Source organism: Neotabrizicola paludis (genome assembly GCF_044142105.1).
Lineage (GTDB): Bacteria > Pseudomonadota > Alphaproteobacteria > Rhodobacterales > Rhodobacteraceae > Pseudogemmobacter.
In genome coordinates this window covers 61,644-74,305 of the sequence record NZ_JBGTYM010000004.1, presented here as the reverse complement: position 1 = coordinate 74,305, position 12,662 = coordinate 61,644, and the positions used below count along the sequence as shown (strand labels likewise).

Here is a 12,662-nt window from a genome sequence, read left to right as displayed (position 1 = left end):
AACCTTCGGCTCTGGAGCCGCTGGTGCGGCGCGACCAGATGCTCGGTTGGGAGGCGGTGGGCCGCATCGACACGGGCGAGGGCGACGGCTTCTGCACCGGGGCGCTGATCGCCACTGATCTTGTGCTGACGGCGGCGCATTGCGTCTATGATCGGCGCGGCCAGCCGCTCGACCCCGCGCATATGCTGTTCCGCGCGGCCCTGGCTGAAGGGGTGGCGCTGGCCGATGCGCGGGTGGCGGCGACCGTGGCGCATCCATCCTATGACCCGGCCACACCCCCCTCGGCCCAGAACATCCGCCATGATGTCGCGCTGCTGAAATTGGCCGAGCCGATTCCGGCGGCGCTGGCTGCGCCTTTCCTTGTCGCCTCGCCCGGCAGCGGCGATCAGGTTTCCGTGGTCTCCTACGCGCTGGGCCGGTCCGAGGCGTTAAGCTGGCAGCGAAGCTGCGATGTGCTGGCGCGGCAGGACGGGCTGGTGGCGATGAATTGCGATGTGAGTTTCGGCTCGTCCGGCGCGCCGGTGCTGGACCGATCAGGCGCGCGCGCGCGGATCGTATCGCTCATCTCGGTCGGCGGGGTCAGCGGCCCGAACAATGAATTTGTCGCCTATGGCATGGATCTGCCGCAGGTCGTGGCCGATCTGAAGGCGCTTCTGGCGCGCGACCAACCGCTGGCCAAGGCGGGCGTGGTCTCGGCGGACGGTGCCCCGGTTCTGGGCAAGGGCAAAAGCCGCGACATTGGCGCACGCTTCCTCAAACCCTGATCCCACCCGCGTGGCGCTGCTTTGTCCGGGGTCTTGAAACGGCCCTGACCCTTCCCCAAATCACATCTATCCGGGTGCCAGACAGGGCCCGGAACCCTTGCCCGGCCCCGCAACAGGGGCGGGCACAACGACGCATCGCTTTGAAAAGGATGATGAACATGCGCAGCTTTGACTTCGCACCGCTCTACCGCGCCACTGTCGGCTTCGACCGTGTGGCCGATCTGATGGACCGCGCGCTTTCCGCCGATGTGGCCCAGCCCAGCTACCCGCCCTACAACATCGAGAAGACCGCCGAGAATGCCTATCGCATCTCGATCGCCGTTGCCGGCTTCACGCCTGACGAGCTGTCGGTCGAAGTGAAGGACGGCGCGCTGCATGTGGCGGCCCGCAAGGCCCCCGACGCGGCAGAACGCAGCTTCCTGCATCGTGGCATCGCGACCCGCGCCTTCGAACGCCGTTTCGCGCTGGCTGACCATGTCCGCGTGACCGGCGCCAGCCATGAACATGGCATGCTGCATATCGAACTGGTGCGCGAGGTCCCCGAGGCGATGAAGCCCCGCCGGATCGAGATCGCCGCCAGCACCCCGGCTGCGACCGCGGTGATCGAGAACAAGGCCGAAACCGTCAACTGACGTTTCTGCCGGAACGGCACAACAGGCGCGCGGGGCATCCTGCGCGCCTTTTCCTATTCATGCGTCATCTCGCCTTCAGGGCGGCAAGCTGCGCCTCCAGCTCGGCGATGCGCGCCTGAAGATCACGCACCACGGGCACGACCTCGTCGGCAGTGACGCGCGGCGTGATATGCTGCGGGCAGTTCCATTCAAAAGCCTCGACCTCGACCAGCAGGCCGCGCTCTATGCCCGCGCGATATCCGGGCAGGGCCAGCCGCGCGGCCAGGGCCGCGTCCTGTGTCAGATCGACGGCGCGCAGCCGCCCGATCAGCTTGAGCCGGGCGCGCTGGCCGTAATCCATGAAGAACAGGCTGGCGCGATGGTCGGTGGCAAGGTTGCCAAGCGTGATATATTGCCGGTTGCCGCGGAAATCGGCGAAACCCAGCGTCCGGTCATCCAGCAGGCGGACAAAGCCGGTCGGCCCGCCGCGATGTTGCAGATAGGGCCAGCCGCCCGCGCCGTTCGTCGCCAGGTAGAAACTGTCGCGCGCTTCGATGAAGGCGGCTTCGCTTTCGCTCAGGCGGTCCGGGCCGGGGTCGGGCAGGTCATCCTCGGCCAGATAGCCGCTGCTGCCCCGGGCGGCCTGAGCCTTGCGCACCTCGTCCCCGAACATCACCCGATGATAGCGCAGGGTCATCGCTGGCCTCCTTCGGGGCGAAGCCCCAGTTCCACGGGCAGGCGGTTCAGCGCCGCCACGAAAGCGGCCGTGTCGCCAAGGCCCCGGCTGAGCACCAATCCGCCCTGCACCAGCATCACCGCCCGCAACCCACGCGACGCGGCCTCGGACTGCGGTAGGCCAAGGCTTTCGGCGAAACCGGCAAAAGCGTCGCGCAGCGCGGCAAGGGCGCGGGCGACGCGATCCTCGACCGGGCCGCCCCCACCGGGCAGCCGGGCCAGCATGTTCAGAAGGCAGGGTCGCCGACCGCCTTCGTAAAGCGCGGCGAAATGGTCAGCAACCGCTTGCAGCCGCGCTTCGGCAGGGCCCGTAGCGGCAAGCGCATCGGTCACGTGGATCGCGATCCAATGCTCGACGGTCTGAAGAACCTCATCGGCCATCTGCGCCTTGCCGCCCGGAAAGCGGTGGTAGAGGCTGGCCTTCTGCAACCCTGCCGCCTGGGCAAGCCGGGCAAGGGATGCACCATCATAGCCCGTCTCGGCAAAGACGGCGGCCAGTCTGCCCATGAGCTGATCATCCTCGATGCCGCGGGGGCGGGCCATGGCGGGCTGTCCGGTCTTGGAACAAGGCAGCGAGATGCATGCCCCTGCGAGGCGAGTTTTATACCGATCGTTCGGTAATTTCAAGCTTTGCGTTGAAGAGCTGGCGCGACCAACGATCAGGCCTCGGTCAACCCGTGATAGGCGCTGATCGCAAGCCGCCGCAGCTGGTCGCGCGGCAGATCGCCCACCAGCGCGCAGCCCAGATTGCCGTCGATCCACCAGAAGGCCTGCGCGCCGGGTTCTTCGGCAAAGGCCATCTCGGTTTCATGCCCCTCGCTGCGGGTGACATAAAGCGCAAGGCGGCGACCCAGATCGTCCTCATACATCAGCAGGGCGGCGGGCGATGTGTCGCCGGGCAGAAGCCGTCCACCGATCAGACGGAACCCCTCGGCCGCCAGATCGGGCGGGCGGATCGCGGTACCAAGCCGCTTGGACAGCCATTTCACCAGATGCGCCTCGTCCGAGGCAGGCACTTCGACCGGATGCAGCACTTCGGAGGCATAGGTCGCATAGCTGCCCAGTGCGGCGGCGGCAAGGCGCGGCGCAGCGGCAGGCGGTGTCAGTCGCGCCGTGCCCCAGCCTGCCGCAAAGCCGCAGCCCAGAACGGCCAGCAATGCCGCGATGCGCCAAAGCGGCAGGTGCGGGCGCGGGCGGGTGTGAAGGGCCGCGCGAAGCCTTTGCGGCACCGGCTCATCGGCGACGGGGGCGTAAAGCGCGCTGATCGCTGCATCCTGCCGGTTCCACTCCGCCAGACGCGCGGCAAGGCTGGGGTCCTCGTCCGCCAGGGCCAGCAAGCGCTGCCGCTCGTCCCTGCTGCCATGGCGCAGGCACAGGGCCTCGTCGTCCGAGAGGGGGGTGGAACTCATGTATTTCCCTTTCTCGGCCGGGGTCCTTCATCCCGGCCGGTCATCTGGCGCAGCGCGGCGCGGGCGCGGGCGAGGCGCGAGGCGAGCGTGCCCTCAGCGCAGCCCAGCGCCTGTGCGGCTTCTGCCAGGCTCATCCCCTGCAAGGCGACCAGCAACAGTGCGGCGCGCTGGTCTTCGGGCAGGCGGCCCATGGCGGCATGAACCTCGGCCAGCATCAGCCGGGCCTCGCCCTGGGGCGGGGCGGCCGGTTCCGGCACAAGGGCAAGAACCGGCGCGGGGCGGCGGCGCAGACCGTCGCGGAAGCGGTTCAAGAGGATGCGGCACAGCCAGCCACGCAAACTGCCCTCGCCCCGCCACTGCCCGGCCCGCGCCACCGCCGTCTCCAGCGTGTCCTGGACAAGATCGTCGGCCGCATCCCGGTCGCGCAAAAGCGCACGGGCATAGGCCCTCAGGCCCGGTATCGCAGCTTCGATCTCGTCCAGAAGTGGCATGTCACTCCTTGGCTTTGGCCGTGTGCCACACACCTTTGACGCCATCGCCGGTCGTGTCGCCCGGCTTGGCATCCTTGATCCAGAGATACAGCGGCATGTTGTAATAGGTCCATTGCATCGTGCCGTCGGTGCGCTTGGTCAGGCCATAGTCACCCTCGGCCTTGGCATCCGCATCGGCGAGGAGCGGCGGCCAGTTCACGGCGCATTGGTCATAGCAGGCAGACATGCCGTCCTTGTCCATGTCGAAGGTGTAGAGGGTCATCCCCTTGGAATCGGTCAGGATACCGCCCGTTTCCATGACCTTCTCGGCCAGGGCGGGGCTTGCCGACAGGGCAAGGACAAGCATCAGGCTGTTGCGGATCATCTTTCTCTCCCTTTGGTCCCCAATAAGCCGGGGCCGGGGCAGGGGCCGGAAGGGCCTCTGTCTGGAACGACGAATGCGCGGCCAGGTTCATCCCTGCGGTCACGCGCTTGTGATCTGCATCGAGCCCGGGGGACTTCGCGCCCCCCGGCCCCCCGCGGGATATTTCTGAACAGAAGAAGGGCTGGGGCTATTTCGACAGGCTTTGTGCCAGGCGCATCAGAGTGATCGCTTCGGTGCGGTAGCCATAGGGGTCGTCGCCGCGCGCCGACAGGGCAAGGTCGATGGCATCGTCCCAGCTCCATTTGCCCAGATAGGCCGAGCCTTGCAGCAACTGCCCGAAACCCGCAATGGCAGCGGCAAAGCGCGCCTCGGTCGTCGCCGGTTCCTGGCCGGTGATCGGCTGTTCGATCAGCTGGCTTTCATCCTCGCCCGGCGCCTTCCAGCGCAGGCGCAGGAAGCCCAGCTCGCCCTCGGCCTGCGTCGCCGTTGCCGTGCCATAGCGCAGCGGATCGTTCAGAACGGCATCCGAGCCGACCGGCGTGACTTCGTAGATCGCCGTCACCTGAAGCCCGGCGCCGATCTCGCCCGCATCGACCTTGTCATTGTTGAAATCCTCGCGCCGCAGGGCGCGGGTCTCATAGCCGATCAGCCGGTATTCGGCGATCTGGGCCGGGTTCCATTCGACTTGCACTTTCACATCATCTGCAATGCTGAACAGCGCGCCGGTCAGCTGATCGACCAGCACTTTTCGCGCTTCCGATAGGGTGTCGATATAGGCGGCCTGGCCATTGCCTTTCTGCGCCAGCGCCTGCATCGTGGCATCGTCAAGATTGCCGCGGCCAAAGCCGAGGACCGAAAGATAGGTGCCGTCCTGTTCGCGCTTCTTCGCGACATAGGCGGTCAGCCCCTCGGGGTCGCTGACACCGACATTGAAATCGCCATCTGTGGCCAGAAGGATGCGGCTGACCTCGCCTTCGCCCTGCATCGCCTTGGCGGTCCGGTAGGCCAGTTCCAGCCCCTCGGCCCCGGCGGTCGACCCGCCTGCTGTCAGATTGTCCAGTGCCGCAAGGATCGTGTCGCGATCCGCCGCCTTGGTCGGCGGCAGCACAAGCCCCGCCGACCCGGCATAGGTGACGATGGCGATCTGATCCTCGGGGCGCAGGTCCGGCAGCATCAAGGCCAGCGACTGTTTCAAGAGGCCCAGCTTGTTGGGGTCTTCCATGCTGCCCGACGTGTCGATCAGGAAGACAAGGTTCAGGGCCGGGCGGTCGGCCAGGGCGGGCAATTCGCCCTGCAGGCCGATCGTCACCAGGTCCGTGCCCGCATTCCAGGGCGTGGGCATGACCGAGACGGTGGTGCGGAAGGCCTGCCCCGGCTCGGGCGCGGGATAGGCATAGGGGAAGTAATTCACCATCTCTTCCACCCGCACCTGATCGGGTGAGGGCAGGACGCCCATGTTCAGGGTCGAGCGCACAAGCGCATAGGAGGCGGTGTCGATATCGGTCGAGAAGGTCGAGACCGGCTCTTCCGCCGTGATCTTCACCGGGTTGGCGGCGGCGCTGGCGAATTCCTCGGTGTTCGGTTCCAGTTGCGGCATCGGATCGGGCGCGGGCATCGGCGCGACGACGGCCGAGGGCGCTGGCACCATATACATGTCCGGTGCGGCCGTGCTGTCGGCCAGGGCGCTTTCCGCCTCGGGGGCGGCCCCTCCGGCCGGGGCTTCCTTGCGCGCGCGGGCATCGCCATCGGTTTCGGCAAGGCGCGGCACATCCGCGGCGTCCGGCACGCCCTTCTGCACGACATCCGGCGCGCGCTCCGGGACAGGTGCGGCCTCAAGAACAAGGTCGGCGGGCTTTGCCGGGGCGGGCTCGGCCACCTGGCCGGTCTTTTCCGCGGCCGGTGCGCCCGCGTCTGCCACCGACGAGGCCGGGACATGGGGCGCCTCGGGGGCGGCGAGTTTCGGCATCGCAGTCGGGGTCAGGTTTTCGGCCACCGGCAAAAGCACGGTGACGCCGACGATCAGCGCCGCAACGGAGGTGGTGGCGGCAAGGGCGGGACGAGAAGTCAGGAAATTCATCATCGAACGTGCTCCTTGGAAGAAACCCGCCCGGCGGGGGCGGTCTTCCTTGGGACGCGCTTCTGCGCCCGAAGCTTGGAGCCGGTCGAAATTTTCCATCGCCAGTGCCAGCGCACGGGCGCGGGCCTCGGCCTCGGGCGAGGGCGCGGCTTTCAGCGCGGCCTTGAGCCGGGCTTCGAGCGGATCGAATTCGTCACTCATCTCGCCTCCTCCGCCGCCATGGCGCGAAGCCGTTTCTTCACTTCTGACATCCGCCAGGCGACCGTGCCTTCGCTGACACCCAGAACCTCGCCCGCCTGGGCCTGGGTCATCTCTTCGCCCAGGACCAGTGCCACCGTGTCGCGCAGTTCCGGCGACAGCCGGGCCATCGCCTCCATCAGCCAATCCTGCGCCGCCTGCGCTTCGGCAATCTCTTCCTGCCGGGCGATTTCCCAATCGCCCCAGCCGGCACTGGCGCGCGCCCGCGTCGCCTGCCGCCGCCGCAGGTCATGGGCGGCATTCACCACCACGCGATACAGCCAGGTGGTGAAGCGTGCCTCGCCCCGCCAGTGGCGCAGCTTGGCGGGCAGGGCGGCGCAGATGTCCTGCACCAGATCCTCGGCCTCGGCCTTGGCGCCGGTCAGCCGCCACGCCAGGCCGTGAATCCGATCGTAATGCCGCGCGACCAGCGTGGCAAAGGCCACACGGTCGCCGCCCGCGGCGGCCTGGGCAAGGGTCTCATCCGGCGTATCCATCAGCATGACGGATAGTCTGACGCGTGCGCCCCGGCAATCCTTGGGCGTCTGCCGCAAAGTTTTGCCGTTGCGTCGCGGCCTTGTCGCAGGGCAGGGCGCAGCCTAGGATGCCGGGCCGCAGCGATCCGGGGGAAAGCGATGCGACATGTTCCGGCCAGGCTGCTCTGGCTTGCCACCTGCCTTTTTGGCACCTGGCTGGGTGCCGCGGCGGTTCTGGCTGACGATCTGCCCCGTCAGCCGGTGCCGGACTGGGTGGATGACATGCCGTTGCCTTCCGCCGATGCGGCCCTGCGCGACCAGTCGCGAGATGGGGTGGTCTATCTTCTGTCCGATCACCAGATCCGCTGGCAGGGCGCAGAACGCCAGTCCTGGACCCGCACCGCGCTGGAAGTGTCGGACCGCGCCGGGCTGGAACTCGCCGCGACGGTGACCTTCGACTATGATCCGGCCTTCGAGACGGTCGCCCTGACCCGGCTGGCGGTCTGGCGCGACGGGACCGAGATTGCCGTGCCGCCCGACCTGCCTGCTCTGGTGATGCGGCGCGAAGAGCGCATGGACGAGGGCGTCCTGGACGGGGCGCTGACCGTCTATCTGCAAGTGCCGGATGTGCGGGTCGGCGATGTGGTCGATTACGCCGTCCTGCGGCGGGAAAAACCGATCCTAGCGGCGGGGACGCGGGCGGTGTTTTCCGAACTGGAATGGGCGGTGCCGGTGGCGCTGTCGCGGACCGTCGTCCTGTGGCCAGCGGGCTGGCCGCTGAACCTGTCGCCGTTGCCCGACCGCGTGGTCCATCTCGAGGGGCCTTTGCCCGGCGGAGGCACGCGCCAGGAATGGCAGAGGCTGCATCACATTCCACCCCCGCGCGAAGAGAATGTGCCGGTGGCCGACGATCCGACCGCGATCCTGCGCCTTTCGGCCGAGACGGATTGGGGCCCGATCTCGGCGGCGCTGACGCCCTATTACGCGGTCGATTACCCGCTTGGTCGCTGGGAAGCCCGCATTGCCGCTCTGGCGGCCCTGTCCGATGACGCGGCCCGCGCCATAACCGCCTTGCGGATGGTTCAGGACGACCTGCGCTATGTGTCGCTCTCGCTGGGCGAAGGCGGCATCTACGCGCGCAAGCCGGAAGAGGTGGTGGCCTCGGGTTTCGGCGATTGCAAGGACAAGGCGCTGTTGCTGGCGGTGATGCTGCGGCGGTTGGGGATCAAGGCCAGCGTCGCCCTGACCAGCCGCGAGCTGGGCCATGGGCTTGATCGCGAAGTGCCCATGCTTTCGGCCTTTGACCACGCAATCCTGCGCATCCGCCTGAACGGCAAGGATCACTGGCTCGACCCGACCGCCACCCATCAGGGCGGCGATCTGGCCCGAACGACTCCGCCCGATTACGGCTATGCGCTGCCGCTGACCGGCCCCGGGCAGACCGCACTGGAACCGCTGCCCGTCAGTGCCGAGCGCCTTTGGTCGACCGAAGTGGTCGAGCGCTACGGCTTTGACGTGGCGGGGATCACCGTCACCGTCACCTCGGATTATCGCGGCGGGGCTGCCGACGCGATGCGGGCACGCTGGGCCACCACGGCGCGCAACCAGATCACCGAAGATTTCTTCACCTATTACGCCACGCGCTATCCCGGCCTCGATCTTGCCGCGCCGATCGAGATGCAGGACGACCGCGCGGGCAACCATCTGCGCATGATCGAGCACTACCGCCTGCCTGCCGCCGCGCTGACCGATTACGGTCTGGCCGAATCCTTCCCCCTCGCGGCCGAGGATTTCGCCTCGAACCTGCCCGAGCGGCTGACCGCGCCGCGCCTGCTGCCCATGGACAGCGGCCCGCCGGCCCGGTTCCATCACCGGATCGAAGTCACCGGCGCGCCGATCGACTTCACCCCACCGGAACCCGTGCATATCGAGAATCGCGGCTTCGACTATGACCTTGCCAGCGCCGCCCCGGCGCCGGGGGCGCTCGTCCTGGACTGGACCTATCAGCGCAGCGGCGCGGTGATTCCGGCGGTGCAGGTCGCGGCCTTCCTGGCCGACCGCCGCAAGGTCTTTGACACGACCTGGTTCTCGTGGAGCGTCCGGCCTTGACAGAAAGAAGAACCCCCCGCCGCACGGGGATGCGGCAGGGGGCCAGCCCTTCGGCCGGAAGGGGACATTGGGCCGAAGGGTCGTCCGGGGTCGGGGTCGCGCTCAGGTCCTAGAACAGCAGCCCGTCATAGACCGCAAAGGCGCCGCCGGTGGTGCGCAGGTTGCCGCTGGCGCCGGTGTCGCGGGCATAGGCCGTGATCGCGCTGTAGGTGCCGGGGCCAAAGGCGCCGTCGATTCCGCCGCTGTAATAGCCCGAGCGGCGCAGCTGGCGCTGGATCATGCGGCGCTCTTCGGCCGAGTAGCTTGAAAAGGCGCGGGCGGCCGGCGTGCCGTAGATCGAGGTGCCGGAGCCATAGCTCGTGCCGTAGCTCGGCTTCGGATCGACAAAGGCCGGGGCGCCATAATAGGGCGTCGGTGCCGGGGCGGCGCGATAGCTGCGCTTGTTGGCATCCAGAAGCTTGTCGACGATGACGGCAGTGGCGACACCGGCGAGGAAGCCCTGTTCCTTCTTGCCCCAGGCCATGGCCGGCGCGGCGGACAGGGTGGCGACGGAAAGCGCGGCGATCGCAGCGATGGCCGAGGTCTTGGCAGCAGTGAACATCGGTTCGGTCCTTTCCCAGTGTGGGTTTGCGTCTAGTGGTTCCCCTTGGGCTGGCAGGCCGTCAGCGGGGCGATGAGGGCAAACTGGGATTTGGGCCGACGCTAAGCAAAATCAGGCCCGCGCTAGGGCTTTGCGCGGGCCTGATATCGGATAGCGGATTTGAAATCATATGGTTACGACGCGCGCCCGAGCGGATCGCTGCAAGGCGCGCGTCGCGGGCCGGTCACGGCGCCTTGGGCAGGACGTCGAAATCCTGCGCCGAATGGCGTTCCGGCAGCTGTTCCCAGGGCTGGCCCCAGTTGCGGTTGACCTTGCGGCCCCGGATCACCGCCGGGCGGGCATCGATTCGTTGCGCCCAGGCCAGGACATGTTTGTAGGAGGTCACATCCAGGAACTCGCCCGCATTATAGGCCCGGCCCAGCACCAGATTGCCATACCAGGCATAGATGGCGATATCGGCTATGGAATATTCGCCGCCCGCCATCCAGTCCTTGTCGGCCAGATGCCGGTCCAGCACGTCCAGCTGACGCTTGGTCTCCATGGCGAAGCGGTTGATCGGATATTCCATCTTCTCGGGCGCATAGGCGTAGAAATGCCCGAACCCACCGCCGAGATAGGGCGCAGACCCCATCTGCCAAAACAGCCAGGACAGGCATTCGGTCCGGCCCGCAGGATCGGTCGGGATCAGTGCGCCGAATTTCTCGGCCAGATAGAGCAGGATCGAACCGGATTCGAAAATCCGCTGCGGCGGGGAAACCGAATGATCCATCATCGCCGGGATCTTCGAATTCGGATTGACCTCTACAAAACCGGAACCGAACTGGTCGCCTTTGGAAATCTCGATCAGCCAGGCGTCATATTCGGCGGGTTTTCCCAGCGCGAGCAGCTCTTCCAGCATCACCGTGACCTTCACGCCATTGGGTGTGGCCAGCGAGTAAAGCTGCAACGGGTGCGCGCCCACCGGCAGCGCCTTGTCATGGGTCGGTCCGGCGATGGGCCGGTTGATCGAGGCGAAATGCCCGCCCGAGGGCGCTTCCCAGGTCCAGACCTTGGGCGGGGTGTAAGCTGCAGTCATATGAGGCTCCTGAACAGGCAGGGGGCGGCCTTTGGCAAGCCGCCCCCAGATGTCGCAAAAATTTCCGGCCCCGGGGGCCGGGGCGATCAGATCGACAGGCAGATGTATTTCATCTCGAGATAGTCTTCCATCCCGTGACGGCTGCCCTCGCGGCCAAGGCCCGATTGCTTGACGCCGCCGAAGGGTGCGACCTCGGTCGAGATGATGCCGGTGTTCACGCCGACGATGCCGTATTCCAGCGCCTCTTGCACCCGGGTCACCCGGCCGATGTCGCGGCTGTAGAAATACGAGGCGAGGCCGAAGATCGTGGCATTGGCCTTTTCGACCACCTCTTCCTCGGTGTCGAACTTGAACAGCGGTGCCACGGGACCGAAAGTCTCCTCGTTGGTCACCACCATCTGGTCGGTCACGCCGGTCAGGATGGTGGGCTCAAAGAAGTTGCCGCCCAGGGCATGGGGTTTGCCGCCCGCGATGACCTTGGCACCTTTCGACGTGGCGTCGGCGATATGCTCTTCCACCTTTTCGACAGCCGCATAGTTGACCAGCGGGCCGAACTGCACGTCATCCGACAGGCCGTCGCCAACGCGGGTCTTGTCGACCGCCGCCTTCAGCTTGGCCGCGAACGCGTCATAGACGCCCGCCTGCACATAGATGCGGTTGGCGCAGACGCAGGTCTGGCCGTTGTTGCGGAACTTCGACATCATCGCGCCCGCGACCGCCGCATCCAGATCGGCGTCATCGAAGACGATGAAGGGCGCGTTGCCGCCCAGCTCCATCGAGCATTTCATCACTTGCTCGGCCGCCTGGCGCAGCAGGATGCGGCCGACCTCGGTCGAGCCAGTGAAAGTCAGCTTGCGGACAACGGGGTTCTCGCAGAATTCCTTGCCGATATCCGAAGAGTGCGTCGAGGTGATGACCGAGAAGATGCCCTTGGGCAGCCCTGCACGCTCGCCCAGCACGGCAAGGGCCAGCGCAGACAGGGGCGTTTCGGCGGCGGGACGGGCGACGAAGCCGCAGCCCACGGCCAGGGCCGGGGCGCATTTGCGGGTGATCATCGCATTGGGGAAGTTCCACGGCGTGATCGAGGCGACGACACCGATCGGCTGCTTGATCACGGTCAGGCGCTTGTCGCGCTGATGGCCGGGGATGGTCTCGCCATAAACGCGCTTGGCCTCTTCGCCGAACCATTCGATGAACGAGGCGCCATAGGCGATCTCGCCCTTGGCCTCGGCCAGGGGCTTGCCCATCTCGGCGCAGAGGATCACGCCCAGATCGTCCTGGTTCGCCATCATCAGGTCGAACCACTTGCGCAGGATGACGGCGCGTTCCTTGGCCGGGCGCGCGGCCCAGTCCTTCATCGCGGTCTGCGCGGCGGCAATGGCGCGGGCGGTCTCGGCCCGGCCCAGATTCGGCACTTCGGCGATCACATCGCCGCGGGCGGGGTTCACGATCTGGAACGTGGTGCCGTCATCGGCGCCCACCCATTCGCCCGCCACATAGGCCTTGGATGCCAGAAGCGAGGGGTCTTTCAGCAAGTCGCGAAGGTTGGTCACGGAGTCGAGCATTGGAGCCTCCAGCACGGCTATTGGGATGCAGGACAGGTGGCATTTCGACCGGCACTTGTCCAGTTCCCAGCCCGGTTTAGGTCCAGTTCACCGCGCATATCCCCGCGGGCTGGCAAGATCGTGAAGCGGCCGCCGCCCGCAGCAGGCC

The 12,662-nt window shown here is 66.9% G+C and carries 13 protein-coding genes; 3 read left to right on the top strand and 10 right to left on the bottom strand.

Annotation, left to right across the window (positions count from 1 at the left end; translation table 11 throughout):
• Positions 1–23 precede the first annotated feature (23 nt).
• Together ACED67_RS10775 and ACED67_RS10770 are read left to right on the top strand one after the other, a co-directional pair.
• On the top strand, positions 24–764 hold the full coding sequence (locus ACED67_RS10775) for a trypsin-like serine peptidase (protein ID WP_395541616.1): 741 nt from the start codon (positions 24–26) through the stop codon (positions 762–764).
• A gap of 158 nt (positions 765–922) precedes the next feature.
• On the top strand, positions 923–1,396 hold the full coding sequence (locus ACED67_RS10770) for an Hsp20 family protein (RefSeq protein WP_395541614.1): 474 nt from the start codon (positions 923–925) through the stop codon (positions 1,394–1,396).
• 64 nt (positions 1,397–1,460) lie between these two features.
• Here ACED67_RS10770 and ACED67_RS10765 read toward each other — a convergent pair whose 3' ends face one another.
• The 7 genes from ACED67_RS10765 to ACED67_RS10735 all read right to left on the bottom strand — a co-directional run bounded on the left by ACED67_RS10765 (position 1,461) and on the right by ACED67_RS10735 (position 7,185).
• A complete protein-coding gene (locus ACED67_RS10765) occupies positions 1,461–2,072 on the bottom strand; it encodes a pyridoxamine 5'-phosphate oxidase family protein (protein WP_395541613.1) in 612 nt (203 codons plus the stop codon).
• Entirely contained in the window at positions 2,069–2,653 is a 585-nt protein-coding gene (locus ACED67_RS10760) for a TetR/AcrR family transcriptional regulator (RefSeq protein WP_395541612.1), read from the bottom strand. Before ACED67_RS10760 ends, ACED67_RS10765 begins: the two co-directional genes overlap by 4 nt.
• A 116-nt stretch (positions 2,654–2,769) precedes the next feature.
• Complete coding sequence (locus tag ACED67_RS10755; RefSeq protein ID WP_395541610.1) at positions 2,770–3,519, bottom strand: anti-sigma factor family protein; 750 nt, start codon at positions 3,517–3,519, stop codon at positions 2,770–2,772.
• Complete coding sequence (locus ACED67_RS10750) at positions 3,516–4,010, bottom strand: sigma-70 family RNA polymerase sigma factor (RefSeq protein WP_395541609.1); 495 nt, start codon at positions 4,008–4,010, stop codon at positions 3,516–3,518. Before ACED67_RS10750 ends, ACED67_RS10755 begins: the two co-directional genes overlap by 4 nt.
• A gap of 1 nt (position 4,011) precedes the next feature.
• Entirely contained in the window at positions 4,012–4,374 is a 363-nt protein-coding gene (locus tag ACED67_RS10745; protein ID WP_395541608.1) for a COG4315 family predicted lipoprotein, read from the bottom strand.
• A gap of 187 nt (positions 4,375–4,561) precedes the next feature.
• Positions 4,562–6,652, bottom strand: coding sequence for a YfbK domain-containing protein (locus ACED67_RS10740; protein ID WP_395541607.1), 2,091 nt, complete (start codon positions 6,650–6,652; stop codon positions 4,562–4,564).
• Positions 6,649–7,185, bottom strand: coding sequence for an RNA polymerase sigma factor (locus tag ACED67_RS10735; protein ID WP_395541869.1), 537 nt, complete (start codon positions 7,183–7,185; stop codon positions 6,649–6,651). The genes ACED67_RS10740 and ACED67_RS10735 overlap by 4 nt, the downstream gene beginning before the upstream one ends.
• 138 nt (positions 7,186–7,323) lie before the next feature.
• Here ACED67_RS10735 and ACED67_RS10730 point away from each other — a divergent pair, with 138 nt between their 5' ends.
• Positions 7,324–9,273 carry a DUF3857 domain-containing protein gene (locus ACED67_RS10730; RefSeq protein ID WP_395541605.1) on the top strand — a complete coding sequence of 650 codons (1,950 nt, stop codon included), beginning with the start codon at positions 7,324–7,326 and terminating at the stop codon, positions 9,271–9,273.
• Between the two features lie 109 nt (positions 9,274–9,382).
• Here the strand turns inward: ACED67_RS10730 and ACED67_RS10725 are convergent, their stop codons facing one another.
• From ACED67_RS10725 to ACED67_RS10715, 3 genes are all read right to left on the bottom strand, one after another.
• Complete coding sequence (locus tag ACED67_RS10725; protein ID WP_395541603.1) at positions 9,383–9,874, bottom strand: peptidoglycan-binding protein; 492 nt, start codon at positions 9,872–9,874, stop codon at positions 9,383–9,385.
• Positions 9,875–10,097: 223 nt separating this feature from the next.
• On the bottom strand, positions 10,098–10,949 hold the full coding sequence (gene yghU / locus ACED67_RS10720; RefSeq protein WP_395541602.1) for a glutathione-dependent disulfide-bond oxidoreductase: 852 nt from the start codon (positions 10,947–10,949) through the stop codon (positions 10,098–10,100).
• An 86-nt stretch (positions 10,950–11,035) separates the two neighbouring features.
• Positions 11,036–12,514, bottom strand: coding sequence for an NAD-dependent succinate-semialdehyde dehydrogenase (locus ACED67_RS10715; RefSeq protein WP_395541601.1), 1,479 nt, complete (start codon positions 12,512–12,514; stop codon positions 11,036–11,038).
• Positions 12,515–12,662: the final 148 nt, after the last annotated feature.

Excerpts from the sequence above, each read along its gene's own strand:
- ACED67_RS10770 (WP_395541614.1), top strand. The coding sequence starts at position 923 with ATGCGCAGCTTTGACTTCGCACCGCTCTACCGCGCCACTGTCGGCTTC.
- ACED67_RS10765 (WP_395541613.1), bottom strand. The coding sequence starts at position 2,072 with ATGACCCTGCGCTATCATCGGGTGATGTTCGGGGACGAGGTGCGCAAG.
- ACED67_RS10760 (WP_395541612.1), bottom strand. The coding sequence starts at position 2,653 with ATGGCCCGCCCCCGCGGCATCGAGGATGATCAGCTCATGGGCAGACTG.
- ACED67_RS10755 (WP_395541610.1), bottom strand. The coding sequence starts at position 3,519 with ATGAGTTCCACCCCCCTCTCGGACGACGAGGCCCTGTGCCTGCGCCAT.
- ACED67_RS10750 (WP_395541609.1), bottom strand. The coding sequence starts at position 4,010 with ATGCCACTTCTGGACGAGATCGAAGCTGCGATACCGGGCCTGAGGGCC.
- ACED67_RS10745 (WP_395541608.1), bottom strand. The coding sequence starts at position 4,374 with ATGATCCGCAACAGCCTGATGCTTGTCCTTGCCCTGTCGGCAAGCCCC.
- ACED67_RS10740 (WP_395541607.1), bottom strand. The coding sequence starts at position 6,652 with ATGAGTGACGAATTCGATCCGCTCGAAGCCCGGCTCAAGGCCGCGCTG.
- ACED67_RS10735 (WP_395541869.1), bottom strand. The coding sequence starts at position 7,185 with ATGGATACGCCGGATGAGACCCTTGCCCAGGCCGCCGCGGGCGGCGAC.
- ACED67_RS10730 (WP_395541605.1), top strand. The coding sequence starts at position 7,324 with ATGCGACATGTTCCGGCCAGGCTGCTCTGGCTTGCCACCTGCCTTTTT.
- ACED67_RS10725 (WP_395541603.1), bottom strand. The coding sequence starts at position 9,874 with ATGTTCACTGCTGCCAAGACCTCGGCCATCGCTGCGATCGCCGCGCTT.
- yghU (WP_395541602.1), bottom strand. The coding sequence starts at position 10,949 with ATGACTGCAGCTTACACCCCGCCCAAGGTCTGGACCTGGGAAGCGCCC.
- ACED67_RS10715 (WP_395541601.1), bottom strand. The coding sequence starts at position 12,514 with ATGCTCGACTCCGTGACCAACCTTCGCGACTTGCTGAAAGACCCCTCG.